Source organism: Halobacillus sp. AWM4_238 (assembly GCF_056158265.1).
The window spans coordinates 3056553-3080910 of the sequence record NZ_JBSWSY010000002.1; the positions used below are offsets into that span (position 1 = coordinate 3056553).

The 24358-nt window shown below is 45.8% G+C and carries 23 protein-coding genes, 3 rRNA genes and 1 other RNA gene; 25 read left to right on the forward strand and 2 right to left on the reverse strand.

Going from position 1 to position 24358, the window contains the following annotated elements; translation table 11 throughout:
* Window positions 1-149: 149 nt before the first annotated feature.
* The 4 genes from ACXACN_RS15125 (at window position 150) to ACXACN_RS15140 (ending at window position 4984) form a co-directional block, all read left to right on the forward strand.
* The gene (locus ACXACN_RS15125; RefSeq protein WP_474965589.1) at window positions 150-1460 is read left to right on the forward strand and encodes a purine/pyrimidine permease; all 1311 of its coding nucleotides are present in this window, start codon (window positions 150-152) and stop codon (window positions 1458-1460) included.
* A 30-nt stretch (window positions 1461-1490) separates the two neighbouring features.
* Window positions 1491-2828, forward strand: coding sequence for a lysine N(6)-hydroxylase/L-ornithine N(5)-oxygenase family protein (locus ACXACN_RS15130; protein ID WP_474965591.1), 1338 nt, complete (start codon window positions 1491-1493; stop codon window positions 2826-2828).
* A gap of 75 nt (window positions 2829-2903) precedes the next feature.
* Complete coding sequence (locus ACXACN_RS15135) at window positions 2904-3416, forward strand: type 1 glutamine amidotransferase domain-containing protein (RefSeq protein WP_474966888.1); 513 nt, start codon at window positions 2904-2906, stop codon at window positions 3414-3416.
* 776 nt (window positions 3417-4192) lie between these two features.
* Window positions 4193-4984 (forward strand): DUF3891 family protein, encoded by a 792-nt coding sequence (locus ACXACN_RS15140; RefSeq protein ID WP_474965593.1) that lies wholly within the window; start codon window positions 4193-4195, stop codon window positions 4982-4984.
* A gap of 48 nt (window positions 4985-5032) precedes the next feature.
* Here ACXACN_RS15140 and ACXACN_RS15145 read toward each other — a convergent pair whose 3' ends face one another.
* Complete coding sequence (locus ACXACN_RS15145) at window positions 5033-6319, reverse strand: glycosyl hydrolase family 18 protein (RefSeq protein ID WP_474965595.1); 1287 nt, start codon at window positions 6317-6319, stop codon at window positions 5033-5035.
* A gap of 81 nt (window positions 6320-6400) precedes the next feature.
* Here ACXACN_RS15145 and tadA point away from each other — a divergent pair, with 81 nt between their 5' ends.
* From tadA to rsmI, 21 genes are all read left to right on the forward strand, one after another.
* A complete protein-coding gene (tadA, locus tag ACXACN_RS15150; protein WP_474965597.1) occupies window positions 6401-6883 on the forward strand; it encodes a tRNA adenosine(34) deaminase TadA in 483 nt (160 codons plus the stop codon).
* Between the two features lie 50 nt (window positions 6884-6933).
* Window positions 6934-7199: signal recognition particle sRNA large type (gene ffs, locus ACXACN_RS15155), an RNA gene on the forward strand.
* 135 nt (window positions 7200-7334) lie between these two features.
* Window positions 7335-9062, forward strand: coding sequence for a DNA polymerase III subunit gamma/tau (gene dnaX / locus ACXACN_RS15160; RefSeq protein ID WP_474965599.1), 1728 nt, complete (start codon window positions 7335-7337; stop codon window positions 9060-9062).
* Between the two features lie 25 nt (window positions 9063-9087).
* A complete protein-coding gene (locus tag ACXACN_RS15165) occupies window positions 9088-9405 on the forward strand; it encodes a YbaB/EbfC family nucleoid-associated protein (protein ID WP_474965601.1) in 318 nt (105 codons plus the stop codon).
* A gap of 11 nt (window positions 9406-9416) precedes the next feature.
* Complete coding sequence (recR, locus tag ACXACN_RS15170; RefSeq protein ID WP_474965603.1) at window positions 9417-10013, forward strand: recombination mediator RecR; 597 nt, start codon at window positions 9417-9419, stop codon at window positions 10011-10013.
* Window positions 10014-10028: 15 nt separating this feature from the next.
* The gene (locus ACXACN_RS15175) at window positions 10029-10244 is read left to right on the forward strand and encodes a YaaL family protein (RefSeq protein ID WP_474965604.1); all 216 of its coding nucleotides are present in this window, start codon (window positions 10029-10031) and stop codon (window positions 10242-10244) included.
* A gap of 71 nt (window positions 10245-10315) precedes the next feature.
* Window positions 10316-10579 carry a pro-sigmaK processing inhibitor BofA family protein gene (locus ACXACN_RS15180; RefSeq protein ID WP_474965606.1) on the forward strand — a complete coding sequence of 88 codons (264 nt, stop codon included), beginning with the start codon at window positions 10316-10318 and terminating at the stop codon, window positions 10577-10579.
* Window positions 10580-11108: 529 nt separating this feature from the next.
* Window positions 11109-12673 (forward strand): 16S ribosomal RNA (locus tag ACXACN_RS15185).
* 171 nt (window positions 12674-12844) lie between these two features.
* A 23S ribosomal RNA gene (locus tag ACXACN_RS15190) occupies window positions 12845-15760 on the forward strand.
* A 90-nt stretch (window positions 15761-15850) separates the two neighbouring features.
* Window positions 15851-15964 (forward strand): 5S ribosomal RNA (gene rrf / locus ACXACN_RS15195).
* The 16S, 23S and 5S rRNA genes sit together here, the layout of an rRNA operon.
* Window positions 15965-16136: 172 nt before the next feature.
* Entirely contained in the window at window positions 16137-16319 is a 183-nt protein-coding gene (locus ACXACN_RS15200) for a sigma factor G inhibitor Gin (RefSeq protein WP_474965608.1), read from the forward strand.
* A 265-nt stretch (window positions 16320-16584) separates the two neighbouring features.
* The gene (locus tag ACXACN_RS15205; protein ID WP_474965610.1) at window positions 16585-18000 is read left to right on the forward strand and encodes an aminotransferase class I/II-fold pyridoxal phosphate-dependent enzyme; all 1416 of its coding nucleotides are present in this window, start codon (window positions 16585-16587) and stop codon (window positions 17998-18000) included.
* Between the two features lie 2 nt (window positions 18001-18002).
* Window positions 18003-18632, forward strand: coding sequence for a dTMP kinase (gene tmk / locus ACXACN_RS15210; protein ID WP_474965611.1), 630 nt, complete (start codon window positions 18003-18005; stop codon window positions 18630-18632).
* Between the two features lie 54 nt (window positions 18633-18686).
* Window positions 18687-19016: a cyclic-di-AMP receptor gene (locus ACXACN_RS15215; RefSeq protein ID WP_146818749.1), complete on the forward strand. Its 330-nt coding sequence runs from the start codon at window positions 18687-18689 to the stop codon at window positions 19014-19016.
* An 18-nt stretch (window positions 19017-19034) separates the two neighbouring features.
* Window positions 19035-19475, forward strand: a complete 441-nt coding sequence (locus tag ACXACN_RS15220; RefSeq protein ID WP_474965613.1) for a YaaR family protein — start codon at window positions 19035-19037, stop codon at window positions 19473-19475.
* 13 nt (window positions 19476-19488) lie between these two features.
* Window positions 19489-20475 carry a DNA polymerase III subunit delta' gene (gene holB / locus ACXACN_RS15225; RefSeq protein ID WP_474965614.1) on the forward strand — a complete coding sequence of 329 codons (987 nt, stop codon included), beginning with the start codon at window positions 19489-19491 and terminating at the stop codon, window positions 20473-20475.
* A 7-nt stretch (window positions 20476-20482) separates the two neighbouring features.
* On the forward strand, window positions 20483-21310 hold the full coding sequence (locus ACXACN_RS15230; RefSeq protein WP_474965616.1) for a PSP1 domain-containing protein: 828 nt from the start codon (window positions 20483-20485) through the stop codon (window positions 21308-21310).
* 15 nt (window positions 21311-21325) lie between these two features.
* A complete protein-coding gene (gene yabA, locus ACXACN_RS15235; RefSeq protein ID WP_474965618.1) occupies window positions 21326-21670 on the forward strand; it encodes a DNA replication initiation control protein YabA in 345 nt (114 codons plus the stop codon).
* A 185-nt stretch (window positions 21671-21855) separates the two neighbouring features.
* Entirely contained in the window at window positions 21856-22599 is a 744-nt protein-coding gene (locus ACXACN_RS15240) for a tRNA1(Val) (adenine(37)-N6)-methyltransferase (RefSeq protein ID WP_474965620.1), read from the forward strand.
* Window positions 22589-22855, forward strand: a complete 267-nt coding sequence (locus ACXACN_RS15245) for a GIY-YIG nuclease family protein (protein WP_474965622.1) — start codon at window positions 22589-22591, stop codon at window positions 22853-22855. Before ACXACN_RS15240 ends, ACXACN_RS15245 begins: the two co-directional genes overlap by 11 nt.
* Window positions 22852-23727 carry a 16S rRNA (cytidine(1402)-2'-O)-methyltransferase gene (rsmI, locus tag ACXACN_RS15250; protein WP_474965623.1) on the forward strand — a complete coding sequence of 292 codons (876 nt, stop codon included), beginning with the start codon at window positions 22852-22854 and terminating at the stop codon, window positions 23725-23727. The genes ACXACN_RS15245 and rsmI overlap by 4 nt, the downstream gene beginning before the upstream one ends.
* Window positions 23728-23849: 122 nt before the next feature.
* Here the strand turns inward: rsmI and ACXACN_RS15255 are convergent, their stop codons facing one another.
* Window positions 23850-24125 carry an AbrB/MazE/SpoVT family DNA-binding domain-containing protein gene (locus ACXACN_RS15255; protein ID WP_075038313.1) on the reverse strand — a complete coding sequence of 92 codons (276 nt, stop codon included), beginning with the start codon at window positions 24123-24125 and terminating at the stop codon, window positions 23850-23852.
* Between the last annotated feature and the right edge of the window lie 233 nt (window positions 24126-24358).

The following is a 24358-nucleotide window of genomic DNA, read 5'->3' on the forward strand; positions in this document are numbered from 1 at the left end:
GCACAGCCCAATTTTGGGTTGTGCTTTTTACATTTTATCGTACTCGTATAAAAGGTTGTTTCACGTGGAACGAGCAGGCGTGAAATCATAATTTCCAAGTATCGTATGGTAAGATGTGGAGAGAAATTACATAGATTGCAGGTGGAACAATGATAAAGGAAGATTCTACACGGGTATTGGACGGCTCATTAGAAACTATTCAATGGTTTGTATTTTTATTGGCGAGTGCAGTGGCCTTGCCCATTGTTATCGGGTCTATCTTTGAATTGAACTTCAATGAAGTGGCAGGTTTGATGCAACGGACATTCTTTGTCGTAGGAATAGCTTCCTTCCTGCAAGGCGTTTTCGGTCACCGTCTTCCGATCATGGAAGGTCCTGCTGGGCTGTGGATCAGTATTTTTGCTGTTATGGCCTATAGCGGGTCACAGTCTGGCGACGGCTATATGGAAACGTTACAAGTCCTGCAGGGAACGATGATATGGACGGGGCTTTTTCTATTGCTGTTTGGCGTATTCGGGTTGTCCCACCGGGTACTGTACGTGTTCACCCCACTAGTCACGGGGGCTTTTTTATTTTTACTTACCGTTCAGTTAAGTGGGACGTTTTTGCAGGGGATGTTGGGTATGCAGCAGGCGTCAGGAGCTGTAGATGGAAAACAGGCGCTTGTAGGATTTGTTACGCTTTCCCTTGTGATCGGATTATCAGTCATAGGGAAGGGCTGGTTGAAAAGTTTCGCAGTTTTGATTGGAATTGGTTTGGGATGGGTATTGTATGCCATGACTTTCAATGAAACAGTCAATGACAAAGGTGGAACTTCGGCTTTTTCTTTACCGGAGATTTTTGCATGGGGACCTCCTCAACTGACATGGGCAACGCTCCCTTTAGGATTTATTACTGCTGTGATCTTATTATCGAATTTGGTGGCGTCCATTATTGCGGTCAGTCATACAATCTATGGAAAACCGCAGTATACATATGATCAGGTTAATAAAGGCAGCAGCTTTCTTGGGATTAACCATGGAATCACCGCCCTCTTTTCAGCGGTGGCCAATGTTTCGCTTGCGTCATCTTCAGGTTTCATGCAATTGACAGGTCAAAAAAGAAAGCGTCCGTTTTTGTATGCTTCATTGTTGTTAGTGATGTTTTCTTTTTTCCCACCTGTTGTCGCTTTTATTTCAGGGATCCCTGCGCCAGTAGCAAACGCAGCTTTGCTCGCAACTTTTGTCCAATTGATGGGACTTGGGATATCAAACATAACGAGTCAACCGCTGGATGAACGAAGGCTGACCATTTTAGGACTTTCCTTCTTACTGGGGATTGGACTGATGTTTCTCCCACCAGAAGCCTTCAGTGGTGTTCCGGCAATCTTACAAAACTTACTGAGTAATGGATTGTTGGTCGGGACTGTGCTCGTCATTGCTTTGGACCGGCTTTGGAAGGAATCAAACACATCATCATAGGGAAAATTGATGGTACAAGGAAGTGATGGAATGGAAAATAAAATATATGATGTCATTGGAATAGGAATCGGTCCTTATAACTTAGGAATGGCCGCATTACTCGATCAAACGGAAGAATTAGATGCCGTCTTTTTTGACAAGACCCCAGAGTTTGTCTGGCATCCAGGCATGCTGATTGAAACCATGGATCTGCAGGTGCCTTTTTTGGCGGACCTTGTATCGTTTGCAGATCCTAAAAGCCCTTATACCTTTATGAATTACTTGCATGAGCACGACCGAATGTTCCCTTTCTTCTTCCATCGGCATTTTGAGATTCCGCGTCAAGAATACAACCACTACATGCAGTGGGTGGCCAAACAGTTGGATCACCTATTTTTTGGACATACCGTTGTTGACGTGAAGGACCATAAAGATGTCGATTTTCCCCATTACGAAGTAGTGGTAAAAGAAACATCTACGGGTGAGGAAAAATATTATCAAGCAAAGCACATTGTCATGGGGACCGGAAGCGAACCGTTGATTTTGGACGGGATGGATCGATTACCCAATGAAGACGTGTTGCATACGAGTCGCTATCTTTTCGAAAAAGACCATTTACTGAAAGCGAAACATGTAACCATCGTCGGATCAGGGCAGAGTGCATTGGAGGTTTTTCTTGATTTATTAGAAGAACAGGATCGACAGTCGGATATGAAATTAAGCCTCTTTACGAGATCCGGTGGGCTATTTCAGTTGGATACCGCGAAGTTTGCCCAGGAAATGTTCACACCGGAATTCGTGGATTACTTTCATTCCTTGAGTCTCCATCAACGGAAAGATGCGCTTGATACACTCGGGCCATTACGGAAAGGCATTGATCCAGATACCCTAACGAGGCTGTACACAAAGCTATACCATCGCACAGCCGGTATGAAGGATAGTCGGGTACTTATTCAACCAATGACTGAAATTACAGGGATTGAGGCAAAAGAGGACGGGTATCATCTTCAATGTAAACAATGGCAGGAAGAAGTCGAATATACCTATCCGACAGAAAAAGTCGTGTTGGCTACAGGTTACAAGCCTCATTTTCCTGACTGGTTCATGACCCGTTTTAAAGAAAAAATCGAGTGGGAAGAAGAAGGGATGTACAAAGTATCACGTGATTATCAGCTCCTTTTCAACGATGAGCGTGACCATCACTTTTTCACATTAACCAATCTCGTCCACTCGCACGGGGCAGGGGCTACGAATTTAGGATTATCCGTACACCGGAATGTTCATATCATCAACACGATTGCAGGGAGAGAAGTATACCGAAACCAATCGGATACAACCTTCCAGCAGTTTTCCATGAAAGACTTAAATAACCACAAAATGGAAAAGTAGTTTAAGACGATCTCATAAGGGAAGATAGATGATGTGTTGAAATCTAACCCATACATTCAAGGAGATGATGTAGATATGAGTAAGATTGCTTGTGTCATGACGTCCATGTTTGAAGATGTAGAATATACACAACCGGCAGAGGCGTTCTCAAACGAAGGTCATGAAGTAACGACCATCGAATGGGATGCAGGCAAAGAAGTGGAAGGAAAACAGGGAGAAGCTTCTGTTAAGATCGATGCATCCATCAATGATGTGAAACCTGAAGACTTTGATGCTTTGTTCATCCCTGGTGGGTTTTCACCGGACATCCTACGTGGGGATGAGAAATTCGTTTCTTTCGCGAAACACTTTATGGATGAAAAGAAACCCGTCTTTGCAATCTGCCATGGTCCACAGCTGCTAATCACAGCAAAGACACTCGAAGGACGTACAGCGACTGGCTTCAAATCCATCTCTGTCGATATGGAGTATGCAGGAGTCGATTATCAAGATAAGGAAGTTGTCGTCTGTCAGGATCAGCTGGTCACAAGTCGTCAACCCGATGACATCCCAGCGTTCAACCGCGAAGCATTAAAACTCATGAAATAGATAAACAAAGGGCCATGGGGAACTTCTCCCCATGGCCTTTTTCTTCCTCTCAATAAATCTACCATCCTTTTTGTATAGCTCCTTTTTCTTGAAGACTCAGTTTCGAGATGTTCCCGGGTTCGTTGCCTAGTAGAGCGTATGGGGTGGCTGGGAAGCAACTCGCTTTCCTGCGGGGATGACGGCAAGCCTCCTCGGACTTCGTCCTGTGGGGTCTCGCCAGTCAATCCATTCCCGCGGGAGTCTCGCAGCTTCCCAACCACCCCATTCATAATAAAGGATAAACGAACCCCTATACCTAGAGAGAGTGTCTCGTATTCCCTTTCCTTATTAGGCATAAAAGAACTCTGTATCAAGCTTATGCATTCTGTATGACTGCTGTGGTGAGGTTATATGATCCCCTTTTCTCAATTATAAAAGCTGATTTTCCCAAATGTGATTTTGAGAGTCTCCCATGGCAAAGGGGCGGAGGGAAACGGTGAGACTCCTGTGGGAAGTGCGTGGTAGATGAGACCCCGCAGAGCGTTAGCTCGAGGAGGCTCATCACTCGCCCACGGAAAGCGAACCTTTTCCCGGAGCCCTTTAACTTCCACAAAAGTCTCGAAATCGAGTCTTCAAGAATCCTGCCCTATTGTTGAATAACGATGATCTGAAAATCGTGTTAATTTTGTAACCTCCTATTGTAGAGAGGAGACGCAAGTTCCTATATAATGTAAGGAAGACCACGGATCGTTCTGTATTACATAGATGCTTACGTATAGAAGAAGGAGGACCAACCGATGATTGTCATTGAAAAAGAAAACCACTTTCACATGATTCCCCAGCACGAGCACGCCAAAATATCAGCTCAAATCGTCGCTCATTGGAAGAACAATTTTTTATTGCGCTCAAAATTGAGAGAAGAAGCGGATTGGGCGATTCAGCATCATGACAGAGCCTGGATTCCACTCGATGATCATCCTGAATGGAATGAGGAAAAACAACGCCCTTATACATTCGTCGATTATCCTTTAGAGAAAAAATTGCAGGCGTATCAACGCGGTATTGAAGAGGTAGCCGGCGGTTCCTTGTATGCCGGTATGCTTTGCAGTATGCACTACGCTTCGTTCTTTTCTCAGGATGAGCAGGATCCGGCAATACAAACGTTTTTAGCGGAGGAAAAAACACGTCAGCAGGAACTGTTTGAAGCGATGGAAATGGATATTCCTTATGATGTCTATGACCTTCATTTCCGCCGGTTGCAATTTTGTGATGATCTTTCTCTTTATGTATGCATGCAGGAACCTGGAATTCCAAAGGAAGAAGAAGTTCCATGGTTCCAAAATGGCTTCAGGCAATCCTTTGATTTCGCTCCGAAGGGCATGATCGCCCATTGGGTGGATGAAGAACATGTTTCCGTCTTTCCTTTTCCGTTTGAAAAGCCGTTCAGCATCGAGGTCCCTTACCGACCGGTTTCAAAAACGGCCATTGAAGAAAAAGGACTGTCACAAGCGTTTCATGACACAGAGGTAAAAAAGAACGTCGTCACTTTTGTGACAAAAGAAGAGTCACTTACATCCCCAAGGGTGTAAGCGACTGTTTTATGTTCTTCCTACTATAGGATCGGTGAGAGGATTTTTTTATTTCTTATCAATACTGAATTGTCCATCGAGCAACACCCAGTTTTGAGGAAAGGAAAGTCCCAGTTTCCAATAGCTGATTCCAAGCAGACCGCGATTTTTGATCAAGTCGAATTTTTGTTGAATCGAACGGGCATCTTCAAACCATACTTCGTGTTTCTTCCCGGCATCATCGGTATATGTGAAGTAAGGGGCTTGCTCTTTCTGATCATAGGAAATCGGGACATTGTTTTCTCTAGCAATTTGAATGGCACGCTGTGGACTGATTGCTTCTGCAAACTCCCCACCAGGCTCATAAGGAAGCGTCCAGTCATAGCCATACAGGTTTTGACCGAGAAGGATTTTTTCAGCCGGCATTTCTGACAATGCGTAATCCACGACTTCCGTCACCGGGCCAATGGGAGCTACTGCTCGTGGAGGACCTCCGCTGTATCCCCACTCATAGGTCATTAAAACGACGAAGTCCACAATTTCACCGTGGGCTTTGTAGTCGTGGGCCTCATACCATGCTCCTTTTTGATCGGCACTCGTTTTAGGGGCAAGAGCTGTGGAAATGAGTAAACCTTCTGCTGCCAATCGTTTTTTTGCTTTTCTCAGAAACTGGTTATAGTTTTCTTTCATTTCAGGGGGGAGGAACTCCATATCAAAATGGACGTCTTTATACCCTACTTGTTTTGTCGTTTGAATGATGTTGTCGAGCAGTTTATCCTGTAAAGCTTCATCGGAAAGAATCTTCCGGCCTAATTCAGCATTGAATCCGTCTTCTGCCAAGTTTGTGACAACCATCATTAGTGCGGTATCGTTTTGTTGAGCGATTTCTTTGAAATTATCAAGTGGTGGAGCCTTCAGGGAAGCGTCTTCTTGTAATTCATAACTGAACGGAGCTAGGTAGGTCAGTGATCCTGCTCTGTTTTCAGCAGAAGAACGGAGCGTATCTGAAACTTCACCTCCGAAAGGTTCAATATAAGCATTCGCTGTAATCGGCCTAGGGGGCTCATCTGGAATGTATAGACGTGTACCAACAGCAAGAGTGACCCCGGCTTGCAGACCGTTTACTTGTGCAAGTTTTTCTGCCGTAGTGTTAAATTGTTGGGCAATAGAATATAAGCTGTCCCCTTGCTGGACAAAATAAAATTGACCGACAATCGGTATAACAAGAGCCTGACCGATGACAAGGTCTCCCGGGGTTTCCAGTTCATTTGCCTCGGTAATGGCGTTTGGCGTACTATCGTAGAGACCAGCAATGGAGAACACCGAATCTCCTTCTTGAACAACGTGGATTTGCATATGACTTCGCTCCTTTCTCATCTTTATTAATGTATGAGAGATGAAAAAGGATTTATTCTTGAAAATCACAGGAGGACCATCATGCTAGACGATGAACATTATATGAAACTTGCTTTAGAAGAAGCTGAAAAAGCAGAGGGCGAAGGGGAAGTTCCGATTGGGGCTGTCATCGTGAAAGATGGAGAAGTGATTGCCACCGGATACAACCAAAGGGAAACGTCCCAGCTGGCTTCGTCTCACGCAGAATTTATCGCCATTGAAAGGGCGAATAAGCAAATAGGGAGCTGGAGGTTGGAAGAATGCACGTTGTATGTCACTCTAGAGCCCTGTCCGATGTGTGCGGGGGCTATTCTGCAATCGAGAATTCCCCGGGTCGTTTACGGTGCGAAGGATCCGAAAGCGGGATCTGCAGGTACGCTTCTTAATCTTTTGGACGACAACCGCTTCAATCATACATCAGAAGTTCTTCCAGGAGTTATGGAAGAAACATGCGGAAAAATATTGACGGATTTCTTCCGGAACCTGCGCGAGCGTAAGAAAAATAAGTCGTCGACTAATAATTAACAGTGTTTTATCATTGCATTTTTCTCGAAAACTCGCTATACTTGTTAATGCCGTGCTAAGCGGGGAGGTAGCGGTGCCCTGTACTCGCAATCCGCTATAGCGAGGCCGAATCCCCATCCGAGGTGGTGCGGCCTTAAGGTCTGCCTTATGTGAGTGGTGTTGACACCCAGGTCCTGCGCAACGGGAACCAGTGAATCCTGTCAGGTCCGGAAGGAAGCAGCAGTAAGCTGTCTCTCCCGTGTGCCGTGGGAGTGCCTGGGTCGAGCCACAACCATAAGTAACGCTTAGGGCCACATCATCGAAGATGGGTGCACGGCATTACATAAAAAAGCGCAAGGAGCTGTTATGATTCGTTCATAGCAGCTCTTTTTTTATACCTATCTTTGAAGGTTCACATCACAACCTTGAATCAGGTATAATGAGGAAGAGACTAAAAAGGGAGAACGGTTTTATGAGCTATCAGGCTTTATATCGCGTATGGCGCCCGCGAAATTTTGAAGGAATCGTCGGACAAACGCATATTACACGAACACTGCAGAATGCGATCGAGCAGGATAAATTTTCGCATGCGTATTTATTCTCTGGACCGAGAGGGACAGGGAAAACGAGTGCTGCCAAAATTTTCGCCAAAGCCGTCAACTGCGAGCGTTCCCCTGTAAAGGAACCGTGTAACGAGTGTGATGCTTGCCTTGGAATTCAAGACGGGTCCATTTCAGATGTTATTGAAATTGATGCCGCTTCAAACAATGGTGTGGAGCAAATCAGGGAGATCCGGGACAAGGTGAAATACGCTCCTAGTGCAGTGCCTTACAAAGTGTACATTATCGATGAGGTTCATATGCTTTCCATGGGGGCTTTCAATGCTTTATTGAAAACATTAGAAGAACCTCCAAAGCACGTCATATTCATCCTTGCTACAACAGAACCTCATAAAATTCCATTGACGATCATATCCAGATGTCAGCGATTTGATTTTAAGCGGATTTCTCAAAAAGCGATGGTAGACCGGATGGAGAAGATTACATCCGTTGAAGAGATCTCTATTGCAAAAGAAGCGCTTGAGATTGTTGCGCTCACCGCTGAAGGTGGAATGCGTGATGCTTTAAGTCTCCTTGACCAGGCGATTTCCTACAGTGATGATGAAGTGACGATTGAAGACGTCCTTGCCGTGACGGGGTCTGTATCTCAAAGCAAATTGACAGCGGTTTTGCAGTCGCTGCATAATCAGGATGCAAGAGCAGCGCTTGAAGCGGTGGATGACTTGATTCAACAAGGAAAAGACCCTGGGCGTTTTGTTTTCGACCTGATCTATTATTTGAGGGATTTGCTTTTGTTCCAAAGTGCACCAGACCTTGAGCATAATTTGGAACGAGCGATTCCTGATGAAGCTTTCAAAAGCTTATCAGGCGAATTATCTCCCGTTTGGATTCAGCAAGCAATCCGCGAACTGAATCGTTGCCAGCAGGAAATGAAATGGACGACGAGCCCGAAAGTATTTATTGAAATTGCCATGCTGAATATGGTTGAAGTACAGGTAGGTCCCTCCCAGGGGCAGCCAGTCCAATCAGAAGCCGTCGATCAGCTGGCAAGGAAGATTGAAAGCCTGGAAAAGGAGCTTTCAACCCTCAAGGAAAAAGGGGTTAGTACAACAGCACAACCTCAGGCACCGGCGAAAAAGCGAGCCCCTGCAAAATCCGGAAAAAAAGGGTATAATGTTCCTTATGAACGTATTCGCCAGGTGTTAAACGAAGCTTCAAAGGAAGACATTAAGAACGTTCAGGGGCGCTGGGCAGACTTTATGGAAGCTTTGAAGCGAACGAACGCTCCGGCTCATGCAACGCTTTTGAACAGTAAGCCAAGAGCGGCCTCATCTAAGGCGCTCGTTCTTGCCTTCCGGTATGACATCCATTGCTCATTGGCATCAGAACACCAGAAGACAATTGAGCCACTGCTGACTGAATTCATTGGGAAACCGATGACGATTATTCCGATCCCTGAACCAAACTGGCAGGAAATCAGGGAAGAATACGTCCGAAAACAGAAACAATCATCTGACGAAGAGCCTGCAGTAGAAGGAGATGAAAGTGAACCTTCTTCACCGCAAACGGGTGAAGAGGATCCCTTAGTTTCAGAAGCCAGGAAACTGGTCGGAGATGATTTGATAGAAGTACAAGATTAACAGCTATTTAAAGGAGGAATGCTCCATGCGTGGTGGAGGAAACATGAACAATATGATGAAACAAATGCAGAAAATGCAGAAGAAAATGATGAAAGCTCAAGAGGAGCTTTATGACATGTCATTCGAATCGTCTGCTGGTGGCGGCATGGTAAAAGTAACAGCGAACGGAAAGAAAGAAATTACCGACGTTGAGATTAATGAAGAAGTTGTCGACCCTGATGACGTAGAAATGCTCCAAGATTTGATCATCACAGCTACGAATGACGTCTTGAAGCAAGTCGATGACAAAACGAATGATACTATGGGACAATTCACGAAAGGTATGCCTGGAGGAATGTTCTAGGAGGAATTTTCATGTATTACCCGGAACCTATATCAAAACTGATCGACAGTTTTACGAAACTGCCAGGAATCGGACCGAAGACGGCTGTTCGCCTGGCTTTTTTCGTTTTAGAAATGGAAGAGGATGATGTCCTCGATTTTGCTAAATCCCTTGTAAATGCAAAAAGGGAGCTCACCCATTGTTCTGTTTGCGGTCACATCACAGACCAGGATCCTTGCTCCATCTGTCAGGATGATTCCAGAGACCAAACATTGATTTGCGTCGTCCAGGATCCAAAGGATGTCATCGCCATGGAAAAAATGAAAGAATTCAGTGGGAAGTATCATGTGCTTCACGGAGCGATTTCCCCAATGGATGGCATTGGTCCGGAAGACATCAACGTAGCAAGCCTGATCAACCGGTTGAAAGATGAGGGAATAGAAGAATTGATTCTCGCAACAAACCCAAATATTGAAGGCGAAGCGACAGCGATGTATATTTCCCGTCTTGTGAAACCATCGGGTATTCGAATGACGCGGATTGCTCATGGGCTTCCAGTCGGGGGAGACCTTGAATATGCTGATGAAGTGACCCTGTCCAAAGCTCTTGAAGGAAGAAGAGAACTTTAAGAGGGGTGAGAAGGTTTGTTTGGTAGAAAAAAGACTGTGAAAAAAGAATTGGATCGAGAGCTCCTCATTCATATTAAAGAGTTGAAGCGGGAGTGGGAAACTTTAAACACAATCATTGAACAAAGCATCGAACCAAGCGAAGAAGGCTTGAATGATTTAGCTGTCATCAAAGCGAAATATTTCTACTTATTAAGAGAAGCGAGATTCAGAGGAATCAACGCCTTGTCTTAAAGGATGTACTACCCTCTTGTCTACGAGCATAGACTGTTGATAGAACAGTTTCTTGGACAAGGGGGTTTTTTATGGATCCGGTACTCGTCATTCTCTTATTGGGACTGGCTATTCCTTTATTACTCATTATAGGTATGCCGAATAAGCCGTTGAAGGTGGTCGGCCAGGTCATGACAAGGTTGATTGTAGCTGTCATTCTATTGTTCTTTGTGAACTTGTTTGGTGCCCAATTCGGGCTCCATGTTCCAATTAACGGTTTCACAGCCATCGTGTCAGCTATATTGGGTGTTCCTGGAGTATTGTCTTTAACAGCGATTCATTTTTGGATCATTTAAAAGGGGAAGCTTAAAGCTTCCTCTTTTAATTTTGTGGAGAATTCCTGTTATTAAGATCTTTCCTTATTATATAATGCGGCATGTAATGGCCATAAAACCTTCCTCTAGTAAGGGATCTCTCTCTTTTCACTAACATTCTTTGAAAATATGTATCTTTTTTTGAAAAGTTATTGACGGAAGAATTCACCCCATGCTATATTAGTAAGCGTCGCATTAAGAGAGCGACTACGAGCCAAACAAAATCATGAAAAAAGTTGTTGACGCAAAACAACAGACATGATATATTATTACTTGTCGCATTAAAAGAGCGGCAAGCCGCAAACGGCTTAACAAAATAAATCATAAAAAAGTTGTTGACGAAAACAACTGCACATGATATATTAATTAAGTCGCTGTTTTGAAGCGGCGAACAAAACATTTGATCTTTGAAAACTGAACGAACCAACCAGTACGTCAAAACATTTCTTCTTTATAGAAGAATTTTGAAACAAGCACATTCGGTGTGCAAATGAGCAAGTCAAACTTAACTTTTATGGAGAGTTTGATCCTGGCTCAGGACGAACGCTGGCGGCGTGCCTAATACATGCAAGTCGAGCGCGGGAAGCGAGTGGATCCCTTCGGGGTGAAGCTCGTGGAACGAGCGGCGGACGGGTGAGTAACACGTGGGCAACCTGCCTGTAAGATCGGAATAACCCCGGGAAACCGGGGCTAATGCCGGGTAATACTTTCTTTCGCATGAAGGAAAGTTGAAAGATGGCTTCTTGCTATCACTTACAGATGGGCCCGCGGCGCATTAGCTAGTTGGTGAGGTAACGGCTCACCAAGGCGACGATGCGTAGCCGACCTGAGAGGGTGATCGGCCACACTGGGACTGAGACACGGCCCAGACTCCTACGGGAGGCAGCAGTAGGGAATCTTCCGCAATGGACGAAAGTCTGACGGAGCAACGCCGCGTGAACGATGAAGGTCTTCGGATCGTAAAGTTCTGTTGTTAGGGAAGAACAAGTACCGTGCGAATAGAACGGTACCTTGACGGTACCTAACGAGGAAGCCCCGGCTAACTACGTGCCAGCAGCCGCGGTAATACGTAGGGGGCAAGCGTTGTCCGGAATTATTGGGCGTAAAGCGCGCGCAGGCGGTTCCTTAAGTCTGATGTGAAAGCCCACGGCTCAACCGTGGAGGGTCATTGGAAACTGGGGAACTTGAGGACAGAAGAGGAGAGTGGAATTCCACGTGTAGCGGTGAAATGCGTAGATATGTGGAGGAACACCAGTGGCGAAGGCGACTCTCTGGTCTGTTTCTGACGCTGAGGTGCGAAAGCGTGGGTAGCAAACAGGATTAGATACCCTGGTAGTCCACGCCGTAAACGATGAGTGCTAGGTGTTAGGGGGCTTCCACCCCTTAGTGCTGAAGTTAACGCATTAAGCACTCCGCCTGGGGAGTACGGCCGCAAGGCTGAAACTCAAAGGAATTGACGGGGGCCCGCACAAGCGGTGGAGCATGTGGTTTAATTCGAAGCAACGCGAAGAACCTTACCAGGTCTTGACATCCTTGGACAACCCTAGAGATAGGGCTTTCCCTTCGGGGACCAAGTGACAGGTGGTGCATGGTTGTCGTCAGCTCGTGTCGTGAGATGTTGGGTTAAGTCCCGCAACGAGCGCAACCCCTAATCTTAGTTGCCAGCATTTAGTTGGGCACTCTAAGGTGACTGCCGGTGACAAACCGGAGGAAGGCGGGGATGACGTCAAATCATCATGCCCCTTATGACCTGGGCTACACACGTGCTACAATGGATGGTACAAAGGGCAGCGAAGCCGCGAGGTGTAGCAAATCCCATAAAACCATTCTCAGTTCGGATTGCAGGCTGCAACTCGCCTGCATGAAGCCGGAATCGCTAGTAATCGCGGATCAGCATGCCGCGGTGAATACGTTCCCGGGCCTTGTACACACCGCCCGTCACACCACGAGAGTTGGCAACACCCGAAGTCGGTGAGGTAACCTTTTTGGAGCCAGCCGCCGAAGGTGGGGCCAATGATTGGGGTGAAGTCGTAACAAGGTAGCCGTATCGGAAGGTGCGGCTGGATCACCTCCTTTCTAAGGAAATAACGGAAACGTACTGTGTTGGTTGTTCAGTTTTGAGAGATCAAACGATCTTTCAACTTGTGAACCTTGAAAACTGGATAAGGAATCATTGTCTTCATCTAACGATGAGACATTTGATGACAAGACATCTAATTGAAATTGTAAACGTCTTTTCACGACGATAGTTAAGTGAATAAGGGCGCACGGTGGATGCCTTGGTACTAGGAGCCGATGAAGGACGGGACTAACACCGATATGCTCCGGCGAGCCGTAAGTAGGCTTTGACCCGGAGATTTCCGAATGGGGAAACCCACTGTTCGTAATGGAACAGTATCCTATACTGAATACATAGGTATAGGCAGGCACACCCGGGGAACTGAAACATCTAAGTACCCGGAGGAAGAGAAAGCAAACGCGATTTCCTGAGTAGCGGCGAGCGAAACGGAATCAGCCCAAACCAGAAAGCTTGCTTTCTGGGGTTGTAGGACACTCCATTGGAGTTACCAAGGAGGAAGATAGACGAATCGATCTGGAAAGGTCAGCCAGAGCAGGTAACAGCCCTGTAGTCGAAATCTTTCTCCCTCCGGAGTGGATCCTGAGTACGGCGGAACACGAGGAATTCCGTCGGAATCCGGGAGGACCATCTCCCAAGGCTAAATACTCCCTAGTGACCGATAGTGAACCAGTACCGTGAGGGAAAGGTGAAAAGCACCCCGGAAGGGGAGTGAAAGAGAACCTGAAACCGTGTGCCTACAAGTAGTCGGAGCCCGTTAATGGGTGACGGCGTGCCTTTTGTAGAATGAACCGGCGAGTTACGACCGTATGCGAGGTTAAGCAGTAGAAGCGGAGCCGCAGCGAAAGCGAGTCTGAATAGGGCGAGTGAGTATGCGGTCGTAGACCCGAAACCGTGTGATCTACCCATGTCCAGGGTGAAGGTCAGGTAACACTGACTGGAGGCCCGAACCCACGTAAGTTGAAAATTACGGGGATGAGGTGTGGGTAGGGGTGAAATGCCAATCGAACACGGAGATAGCTGGTTCTCTCCGAAATAGCTTTAGGGCTAGCCTCAGAATAGAAAGTCATGGAGGTAGAGCACTGATTGGACGAGGGGCCCCTATCGGGTTACCGAATTCAGTCAAACTCCGAATGCCATAGACTTTGTTCTGGGAGTCAGACCGTGGGTGATAAGGTTCATGGTCGAGAGGGAAACAGCCCAGACCGCCAGCTAAGGTCCCAAAGTGTGTGTTAAGTGGAAAAGGATGTGGAGTTGCTTAGACAACCAGGATGTTGGCTTAGAAGCAGCCATCATTCAAAGAGTGCGTAATAGCTCACTGGTCGAGTGACTCTGCGCCGAAAATGTACCGGGGCTAAACACACCACCGAAGCTGCGGATTGATCTTATGATCAGTGGTAGGAGAGCGTTCTAAGGGCCGTGAAGTCAGACCGTAAGGACTGGTGGAGCGCTTAGAAGTGAGAATGCCGGTATGAGTAGCGAAAAAAGAGTGAGAATCTCTTTCACCGAATGCCTAAGGTTTCCTGAGGAAGGCTCGTCCTCTCAGGGTTAGTCGGGACCTAAGCCGAGGCCGAAAGGCGTAGGCGATGGACAACAGGTTGATATTCCTGTACCACCTCCTTTCCGTTTGAACGACGGGGGGACGCAGGAGGATAAGGAGAGCGCGCCACTGGATGTGCGCGTCCAAGCAGTGAGACGGTCGGATAGGCAAATCCGTCCGGCAACGTCAAGCTGTGATGGGGAGGGAAATATAGTACCGAAGCTCCTGAGTTCACACTGCCAAGAAAATCCTCTAGTGAGGAAAGAGGTGCCCGTACCGCAAACCGACACAGGTAGGCGAGGAGAGGATCCTAAGGTGAGCGGGAGAACTCTCGTTAAGGAACTCGGCAAAATGACCCCGTAACTTCGGGAGAAGGGGTGCTCCTCTGCCGAGGAGCCGCAGTGAAAAGGCCCAAGCGACTGTTTACCAAAAACACAGGTCTCTGCGAAGCCGTAAGGCGAAGTATAGGGGCTGACACCTGCCCGGTGCTGGAAGGTTAAGGGGATGCGTTAGCTTATGCGAAGCGTTGAACCGAAGCCCCAGTAAACGGCGGCCGTAACTATAACGGTCCTAAGGTAGCGAAATTCCTTGTCGGGTAAGTTCCGACCCGCACGAAAGGTGCAACGACTTGGGCACTGTCTCAACGAGAGACCCGGTGAAATTATACTATGTGTGAAGATGCACATTACCCGCGACAGGACGGAAAGACCCCGTGGAGCTTTACTGTAGCCTGATATTGAATGTTGGTACAGCTTGTACAGGATAGGTAGGAGCCTTGGAAGCCGGAGCGCTAGCTTCGGTGGAGGCGCTGGTGGGATACTACCCTGGCTGTACGGACATTCTAACCCAGGACCGTGATCCGGTCCGGAGACAGTGTCAGGTGGGCAGTTTGACTGGGGCGGTCGCCTCCCAAAAGGTAACGGAGGCGCCCAAAGGTTCCCTCAGAATGGTTGGAAATCATTCGCAGAGTGTAAAGGCACAAGGGAGCTTGACTGCGAGACCTACAAGTCGAGCAGGGACGAAAGTCGGGCTTAGTGATCCGGCGGTTCCGCATGGAAGGGCCGTCGCTCAACGGATAAAAGCTACCCCGGGGATAACAGGCTTATCTCCCCCAAGAGTCCACATCGACGGGGAGGTTTGGCACCTCGATGTCGGCTCATCGCATCCTGGGGCTGTAGTCGGTCCCAAGGGTTGGGCTGTTCGCCCATTAAAGCGGTACGCGAGCTGGGTTCAGAACGTCGTGAGACAGTTCGGTCCCTATCCGTCGTGGGCGTTGGAAATTTGAAAGGAGCTGTCCTTAGTACGAGAGGACCGGGATGGACACACCGCTGGTGTACCAGTTGTTCCGCCAGGAGCATCGCTGGGTAGCTACGTGTGGTCGGGATAAGTGCTGAAAGCATCTAAGCATGAAGCCCCCCTTGAGATGAGATTTCCCTTACCTATAAGGTAATAAGATCCCTCAGAGACGATGAGGTTGATAGGTCCGAGGTGGAAGCGTGGTGACACGTGGAGCTGACGGATACTAATGGATCGATGACTTATCTATCTGATTTCAATCAGTCGTGAAAAGCATTTCTTTTTCAAAAAAGATGTTTCCTTATCCAGTTTTGAGGGTTTACCTCAAACTTTATATTGATGTGGTGGTGAAGGCGAAGAGGTCACACCTGTTCCCATGCCGAACACAGCAGTTAAGCTCTTCAGCGCCGATGGTAGTCGGGTTTACCCCCGTGAGAGTAGGACGCCGCCACGTCAATTAGAAAACCTTCAGGATTATTCCTGGAGGTTTTTTGTGCTTTCTGTTTTATCTCATTCTTCCTCTTTGATTATATAAATACTATTCTTTTTCATATTGACGTATAAGGTTGATAGATTCGGAGATACTAAAAGTAAAGAAATAGTGATGAAGGAGAGGAGGAGAGCGAGTGAGCCGTAAAGATCAATGCAGTATATGCGAAAAAGAGACAGAAAAGGGAATTTATCTATTAAGGGTTTTTATTTGTGAAGATTGTGAAGAAGAAATGATTGATACCCCTGCCGATGACCCGAAATATGATTATTTTGTAAAACGTATGGCAAAAGCCCATCGTTCGATGATTCCCTCTTAATATAAACGAGCGTAGCAGCTATGAAGAAGAATACACATCCATCCTGATCACAAGGGTGGATGTTTTTATGTTCTCCATCAGGTATAGAAAAAAATCACACTTGTTTTCAGCGCTTAGGCATCCGCGCTATTAACCATGTGTCTTTGTAGAAAGTGGATGCAAGGGTGTCTAGCCGTTAACACCCTTGCATTTCTTCAACACTGAATGGTGTATTGCTTGTCTGAGGCTATTTATGTAAGCTTGAACATGGAAGAAGGTGATTGATATGAATACTACATATATGCCGCTATACGAAGCGCTTAAACGGAATATAGAACGAAATCCTTTATCTTTCCATGTACCTGGCCATAAGTATGGAAAAGTGTTTGATAAGAAGGCCCTTGATAATTTTCAATCGATCTTACAGTTGGATGCGACAGAAGTGGAGGGTATGGACGATTTGCATGCCCCAGAAGGTGTCATTCAAGAAGCTCAGCAGTTAGCGAGTAATTTTTTTCATAGTAATCAAACTTTTTTTCTGATCAATGGTACAACGATTGGAAATATGGCCATGATTTTATCTGTTTGCCGACCAGGGGATGAGATTATTGTACAGAGAAATTGTCATAAGTCCGTACTGAATGCTCTCGAACTCTCCGGTGCATCTCCTATATTTATTTCTCCCAGGTATGAACGGGAAACAGGACGACACAGTCTCGTTGCTGCAGAGGACGTCAAGCAAGCATTGATGGATTATCCTGATAGTAAAGCCGTGTTTTTGACGTATCCAGATTACTTTGGGCGGACGTATGACTTGGAGAAAATCGCAGAAGTCGTCCATCATTCGTGTATCCCCTTACTGGTTGATGAAGCCCACGGGGTCCATTTTCATCTAGGGACTCCCTTCCCAAAGACGGCTCTATCTGCAGGTGCAGATGTTGTGGCTCAGTCTGCGCACAAAATGGCCCCTGCAATGACTATGGCCTCGTTCCTACACGTACAAGGAGACCGGATCGATGGGAATCGCATCCGTCATTACTTGCAAATGCTGCAGTCGAGCAGTCCCTCCTATCCACTGATGGCAAGTTTAGATGTGGCGAGGGCTTATTTAGCTTCTTGGCAGCCTGCTGATCAGAAGGACTTGCTTACTTTCTTAGAACAAGTAAAGGCCTTGTTTAAGGCGTATAGCTATTGGGATGTGAGAACCACGGATGACCCGTTGAAGCTTACCCTGCAGATTAAAATCGGAACAGGGTTTGAAGTAGCGGAAGCTTTGGACGCAGCAGGGATTGTACCGGAACTTGCGACGACAAATCAAGTTTTACTCGTGTTAGGACTCGCCCCGAGTGTAGATCTGCTGGATTTGGAAGACCGGCTGAACACCTTGGATTCCCAATTAAAAAAGGTCCCGAACCGTGCTACAATAATAGAGGATCAGATTCAATTTCCAGCGATTCAAAAGCTGGAGTACAGCTATTCGCTCATGCAAGAAATGGACGTGGTGAGAGTGGACTGGCAAGATGCTCGAGGGTGTGTGGCAGCAGAAGCACTCATCCCTTATCCACCAGGCATCCCTTTAGTCATGAAAGGAGAGCGGTTGAATGATCGAAACATCAATTATGTGCATGCTTTGTTGAGTCAGGGTGCACGTTTTCAAAATACAGGTATGGAACAAGGGGTTCTTGTTTTTAAAGGAGAATAGATGTGAGAGGTTTGTTTGTAACTTTCGAAGGCGGCGATGGAGCCGGTAAATCTTCCATCCTGCGTGAGATCGGAAAAGAATTGACGAAACAAGGCTATCCAGTGCTTGAAACGAGAGAGCCTGGGGGGATTCGTATTGCGGAAAAGGTAAGAGAAGTGATCCTTGATCCTTCTCATACAGAAATGGATGGACGTACAGAAGCTCTGCTTTATGCAGCTGCACGCAGGCAGCATCTCGTGGAAAAAGTCATCCCCGCATTAAACGAAGGCAAAATTGTCCTTTGTGACCGTTTTGTAGATTCTAGTCTTGCTTATCAGGGAGCGGCTCGAGGCCTTGGCTTGGAGGAAGTGCTTAAAATCAATGAATTTGCGATTGATGACCACATGCCGGATTTGACATTATTGTTTGATATCAAGCCAGAGCGTGGTTTGGAGAGGATCGCTGAGAACCAAGGAAGAGAGAAGAATCGTCTTGACCTTGAACATATTGATTTTCATGAAAAGGTTTATGATGCCTATCATCAGTTGGCTGTTGAAAATAAGGACCGGATCAAGGTGATCGATGCCGATCAGGAATTTGAGTCCGTGAAAAAAGATGCCTACCAAGTATTAAGCAGTCACTTGTCATCATAATTTCCAGGCATTTGTTATAATAGGAGAAAACACCCAACAGGAGGGTATGCTGGCATGAAGATGATTATTGCAGTCGTTCAGGATAAAGACAGCAATCGCTTGACGGATGCCTTAGCCGAGAATGATTTCAAAACGACTAAACTATCAACGACAGGTGGATTCCTACGCGAAGGCAACACAACCTTCATGATTGGTTGTGAGGATGACGAAGTGGATGATGCTTTAGATATTATTAAAGATAATTGCAGTCAGCGTGAACAGATGGTTGCTCCCATCTCACCGATGGGTGGGAATGCGGATTCTTATATTCCAAAACCAGTGAAGGTTGAGGTAGGAGGAGCCACTGTATTCATTTTGCCGGTCGATTCCTTTTTTCAGTTTTAACTTAGAAGGGGTACAAGTATGAAGATCAATCAAGAAATACGGACACAGATGGATGCGGCAAAAAAACAATCCTCTCATCAGTTGAACGGGAAGCCTGGTTTTGATGCTATGGTTCAGTCTCAATCACGACAGCTTCAAGAAGCCCAATTGAATCGACTCTTGAATAGTATCACAGCACAGGGGGAACGGGTGGCTAGGGCTCGGTCCTTCCGTGACTTGGCTAAATATAAGCGTCTGATCAAAGACTTCATGAAAGAATCCGTTCAATATGGGATGAACCTGAAGCATTCTCATAGTTGGAATGCACAGGGACAGACCCGCAAGTTGACCATTGTAGAATCTGTCGATGAGAAGCTGTCTGAATTGACAGAGGCGGTTATGGATCAAGAAAAACGAACCGTTGACCTTCTAGGGCTGATCGGTGAAATCAAAGGTTTGCTCATTAATTTATATACGTAAGGACGGAAGTAGTATGCAGACTTGGACACAAATGAAAGACATACAGCCTCTAGCTGCGCAAATGCTGGTCAACAGTTTCAAAAAGGATCGGATTTCACACGCCTATTTGTTCCAAGGCGATCGAGGCACCGGTAAACGGGAGATGAGCATCCTTTTTGCGAAAAGCATTTTTTGTAAAAGCAGAGAAGGGGCTGAACCTTGCCAGAGTTGTCGGGACTGCCACAGAATTGATTCAGGAAACCATCCAGACTTGCACTGGATTGAGCCTGAGGGACAATCCATAAAAAAAGAACAAATCCTTCATTTGCAAAAAGAATTTACCTACACGGGTCTGGAGTCAAACCGAAAAGTCTACATCATCGTCGATGCAGAAAAAATGACGGTCAACGCTTCAAACCGGTTATTGAAATTCTTAGAGGAACCGAGTCAGCAGACGACAGCCATGCTGCTGACAGAGAGCGGATCGACCATTCTGGATACCATCAGGTCCCGCTGTCAACTGCTCGCCTTCCAGCCTCTGAATCCATTTCGTATCCAGGAGAAACTGGTCCAGGAAGGGGTTTCTGAATCAAATGCGAGACTGCTTTCTTCCCTAACGAATAACTTGACAGAAGCCCTTGAGATGAATGAAGATGAGTGGTTTGCGAATGTGCGAAAATTAGTGATACAATTAATTGAAGTGCTTCAAAATAAACCAAATGAAGGACTTTTGTTTATCAATCATCAGTGGATGCCTCATTTCAAGGAGCGAACGCAGATGCAGCGTGGTCTGGATGTATTGATGCTTTGGTTCCAAGATGTGATTAACCAACTTTTGGACCGGGAAGAATCAATTATTTTTACGACAGAGAGAGAAAAATTGAACCAGGCAGCGATGCGATGGTCACGTCAGTCAGCAGCGCGAAGCTTAACAAATATTCTTGAGGCGAAGCGAAAGATAAATCAAAATGTCCATCCTAATTTAGTGATGGAACAACTTACCCTTCAACTACAGAGGTGATGATCGAATGATCGAAGTTGTAGGTGTCCGATTTAAGCAGGCGGGTAAGGTATATTATTTCGATCCGGGGGAATTGCGGATGACGACAGATGATTATGTCATCGTCGAAACCGTACGCGGGATCGAATTCGGAAAAGTTGTCATTGCTAATAAATCCATAGATGAAGAAGACGTTGTTTTACCTCTTAAAAAAGTCATTCGTATGGCAGATGATAAAGATAAAGTAACGGTGGATGAAAACAAAGACAACGCCGCAGAAGCTTACCGGGTTTGCGAAAAGAAAATCCGTGAACATAAATTGGACATGAATCTTGTGGATGTCGAATACACGTTTGATCGTAATAAAGTCATCTTTTACTTTACGGCTGATGGCCGTGTGGACTTCCGTACATTAGTCAAGGATCTTGCGTCTGTATTCAAGACGAGGATCGAACTGCGCCAGATTGGTGTCAGAGATGAAGCGAAAATGCTCGGAGGAATCGGTCCATGTGGACGGATGCTTTGTTGCTCAACGTTTTTAGGTGATTTCGAACCTGTTTCTATAAAAATGGCCAAGGATCAGAACTTATCGCTGAACCCAGCGAAAATTTCTGGACTATGTGGCCGCTTGATGTGTTGTCTCAAGTATGAAAATGATGATTATGAATATGCGAAGAAAGAGCTTCCTGACCTCGGTGAAAGCATTGCGACATCCTTCGGTAAAGGAAAAGTCGTTGGACTTAATATGCTCGAACGTATGGTGCAGATTGAATTCCGCGACAAAGAGCGTGTCCTTGAATACTCTCTGCAAGAGCTGATCGATGAAGGAGTTCTTCAAACCGAAGCCTCAGAATAAAGGGTGGAGTCGAGCGTGAAGAAGAAAGCCATATTTGAACAAGTATCCCATTTTGAAAGTCAAATCGGTGAGCTCTATGAACAGCTCGGCGATTTAAAAAAACAGCTGGCTTATCTTTTAGAAGAAAACCAGCATTTATCGCTTGAAAATCATCACTTGCGACAACGATTAGAGAAAGAAAATGAAAAGGAGGAGTCCTCTTCAGGCTCCAAACAGGACAAGGGCGCAGTTGTCGGTGAAGGTTATGATAACCTCGCGAGACTGTACGAAGAAGGCTTTCATATTTGTAATCTTCATTTTGGCAGCCCGAGAGACGAAGATTGCCTGTTTTGTTTATCTTTCTTGAACAAAAAGAAATAATTCCAGGTCCAAGCCTTTCCTTGCTCGTCCGAGGAAGGGCTCTCTTTATATCATGGCAGGGTTGTTTAAGAGTGGTAATCGAGATACCGTTTCACAGCCACCATAAACTCACACGATAGTCTCGAAACTGAGTGTCAAAGTGATAGATCATAGAAAATAGAGTGAAAAAAGAAAGGAAAGCAGAAATGGTTCAATTATATGGCGATGAACGAATTGATTTTTTATTAGCGAAGGAAAACATGCGCATTATTCAAAGCCCGAGCGTATTCGCATTTTCATTGGATGCTGTGTTACTCGCTGATTTTACTTATGTACCAAAAACGCGCGGAAAAATCCTGGATTTATGTACGGGGAATGGGGTCGTCCCCCTCTTTCTTTCGACACGGTCCAACGTTCCGATTACCGGGGTGGAAATTCAGGAACGGCTTTATGATATGGCCCTCCGTAACATTGAGTTGAATGACCTTGGAGGTCAACTCGACATGATCCATGGAGATTTGAAGGATATGCCCGGTCATTACGGCAATAACAAGTTTGATCTTGTCACATGCAACCCTCCATATTTTCCTACCCCGAAAGCAGATGAACAGAACTTAAATGAGCATCTGGCTATTGCAAGACATGAAATCCATTGCAGTTTAGAAGATGTGGTCGAATCATGCAGTCGACTTGCGAAATCCGGAGGGAAGGTTTCTATGGTTCATCGTCCTGAGCGGATGGTTGAAATCATTCAATTATTCAAGAAGTATAAGTTGGAACCGAAACGGATGCGACTCGTCTATCCGAAAGAAGGAAAAGAGGCGAATATTCTTCTGATTGAGGGAGTGAGAGATGGAAAGCCTGGATTAAAAATTCTTCCTCCGCTTTACGCTCTTACGAATGACGACGAATACACTCAAGAACTAAGGGAAATTCTTTATGGAGAATAGTCATTTCGTCTATATGCTCAAATGTAATGATGGGACCCTTTATACCGGATACACCAACAATATTGAATCCAGGTTAGAAAAGCATCAGAGTGGCAAAGGGGCTAAGTACACGAGAGGTAGAGGGCCGCTTGTACTGGAAGCTTACGAAGTGTATGAAACGAAGTCAGAAGCCTTAAAACAGGAATACCGATTGAAACGGATGACGAAAAAAGAAAAAGAATACTGGATTGAGCAAAGAAAGGGTGAGCATGGATGAACGTACAAAAAAGTTTCATAGATCATGACCATGGGACGCTTTACATTGTTCCCACTCCAATCGGTAATTTAGAAGATATGACCTACCGTGCCGTCCATACTTTGAAAGAAGTGGATATGATTGGTGCAGAGGATACGAGGAATTCTAGAAAATTGCTCAATCACTTCGAAATTTCTACGACACTTGTGAGTTACCATGAACATAACAAACATACCAAAGGGCCGGAGTTGATTGAAAGGCTCCGCGATGGTCAGAATATTGCTATTGTCAGTGATGCCGGCATGCCGGGAATATCAGATCCGGGAACAGACCTTGTCCAAAGGGCGGTGGAAGCCGATGTTCCCGTTGTCGTTTTACCAGGAGCGAATGCAGCACTGCCTGCCCTTGCAGGGTCAGGACTTTCAACAGAAGCGTTTTACTTTTATGGGTTTCTGCCTCGGAAAAAGAAAGATCGCGCCACCGTTTTAGAGCAACTCCAATCGATTCAAGCCACTTTGATCTTTTACGAATCTCCCCACCGATTAAAAGAGATGTTGAGCCACGTTTATGAAGTGCTCGGGGATCGCAAAGCCTCCTTAGTCAGGGAACTCACGAAACGATATGAAGAGTATGTGCGTGGGGAGTTGAGGGAATTAGTGGATTGGTCTCATTCTGAACACGTCCGCGGGGAGTTTTGTGTAGTGATTGAAGGAGCGGACGATGTGGAGACGGAGGCTAGCCAGTGGTGGGTCAACCTATCTGTTGTGGATCACGTTCAGCACTACATCGAAAGTGATGGAATGAAAAATAAAGAGGCAATTAAGCAAACCTCATTAGACCGTAAACTTCCCAAACGGGAGGTCTATCAGGCCTATCATGTGGAAGAAAAATAAAGAAAGCATTAAAAAACCCCCTTACTGCAAGGCCTGTAAGCAGTAAGGGGGTATTTAACATATGTCTTTTTTCTCTCTGTTACCAGTCAATCGTCTCTTTTTTATTTATCTCTAATTCTCATTTATTTTAGGTTGTCTTGTAGTTCTGAAAGGAGCATTTGTGCGCCTTCTTTGCTCAGGACTAGATTGCCATTTGCCAGTTTCATATTTTCATCTGAAACTTCCCCTGTGACGTGACAAGTCATGTTGGGCTTATACTTTTTTAGAACGATGCGGTCATCGTCCACATAAATCTCCAACGCGTCCTTTTCGTTAATTCCTAGTGTACGACGTAGTTCAATCGGAATAACCACCCGACCGAGCTCGTCGACTTTACGTACGATACCTGTAGATTTCATTTTTCTGTCTCCCCTCAATCAAAAGTTTTGCTGTCATGTTTCGACATATGTCTCGACAATATAGTACCAACCATTCCCAGACGTGTCAATTACTTAAAAAGGGATAAGATTTTCCAAATCAACATACTGGTGCAGGTATTGAAAATGGGTGAGTGAAGGGTTTCAATCAGGCCTTTTTTCACATCCACCCATCCCTTTCATCCCATAACTGGTTGGTTTATCCAACCTGTCTA

Excerpts from the sequence above, each read along its gene's own strand:
- ACXACN_RS15165 (WP_474965601.1), top strand. The coding sequence starts at position 9,088 with ATGCGTGGTGGAGGAAACATGAACAATATGATGAAACAAATGCAGAAA.
- rsmI (WP_474965623.1), top strand. The coding sequence starts at position 22,852 with ATGAACGTACAAAAAAGTTTCATAGATCATGACCATGGGACGCTTTAC.
- recR (WP_474965603.1), top strand. The coding sequence starts at position 9,417 with ATGTATTACCCGGAACCTATATCAAAACTGATCGACAGTTTTACGAAA.
- ACXACN_RS15125 (WP_474965589.1), top strand. The coding sequence starts at position 150 with ATGATAAAGGAAGATTCTACACGGGTATTGGACGGCTCATTAGAAACT.
- ACXACN_RS15145 (WP_474965595.1), bottom strand. The coding sequence starts at position 6,319 with ATGCAAATCCACGTTGTTCAAGAAGGAGATTCGGTGTTCTCCATTGCT.
- ACXACN_RS15135 (WP_474966888.1), top strand. The coding sequence starts at position 2,904 with ATGAGTAAGATTGCTTGTGTCATGACGTCCATGTTTGAAGATGTAGAA.
- ACXACN_RS15140 (WP_474965593.1), top strand. The coding sequence starts at position 4,193 with ATGATTGTCATTGAAAAAGAAAACCACTTTCACATGATTCCCCAGCAC.
- ACXACN_RS15220 (WP_474965613.1), top strand. The coding sequence starts at position 19,035 with ATGAAGATCAATCAAGAAATACGGACACAGATGGATGCGGCAAAAAAA.
- ACXACN_RS15130 (WP_474965591.1), top strand. The coding sequence starts at position 1,491 with ATGGAAAATAAAATATATGATGTCATTGGAATAGGAATCGGTCCTTAT.
- ACXACN_RS15240 (WP_474965620.1), top strand. The coding sequence starts at position 21,856 with ATGGTTCAATTATATGGCGATGAACGAATTGATTTTTTATTAGCGAAG.
- tadA (WP_474965597.1), top strand. The coding sequence starts at position 6,401 with ATGCTAGACGATGAACATTATATGAAACTTGCTTTAGAAGAAGCTGAA.
- ACXACN_RS15180 (WP_474965606.1), top strand. The coding sequence starts at position 10,316 with ATGGATCCGGTACTCGTCATTCTCTTATTGGGACTGGCTATTCCTTTA.
- ACXACN_RS15255 (WP_075038313.1), bottom strand. The coding sequence starts at position 24,125 with ATGAAATCTACAGGTATCGTACGTAAAGTCGACGAGCTCGGTCGGGTG.
- ACXACN_RS15215 (WP_146818749.1), top strand. The coding sequence starts at position 18,687 with ATGAAGATGATTATTGCAGTCGTTCAGGATAAAGACAGCAATCGCTTG.
- ACXACN_RS15230 (WP_474965616.1), top strand. The coding sequence starts at position 20,483 with ATGATCGAAGTTGTAGGTGTCCGATTTAAGCAGGCGGGTAAGGTATAT.
- ACXACN_RS15245 (WP_474965622.1), top strand. The coding sequence starts at position 22,589 with ATGGAGAATAGTCATTTCGTCTATATGCTCAAATGTAATGATGGGACC.
- dnaX (WP_474965599.1), top strand. The coding sequence starts at position 7,335 with ATGAGCTATCAGGCTTTATATCGCGTATGGCGCCCGCGAAATTTTGAA.
- holB (WP_474965614.1), top strand. The coding sequence starts at position 19,489 with ATGCAGACTTGGACACAAATGAAAGACATACAGCCTCTAGCTGCGCAA.
- ACXACN_RS15205 (WP_474965610.1), top strand. The coding sequence starts at position 16,585 with ATGAATACTACATATATGCCGCTATACGAAGCGCTTAAACGGAATATA.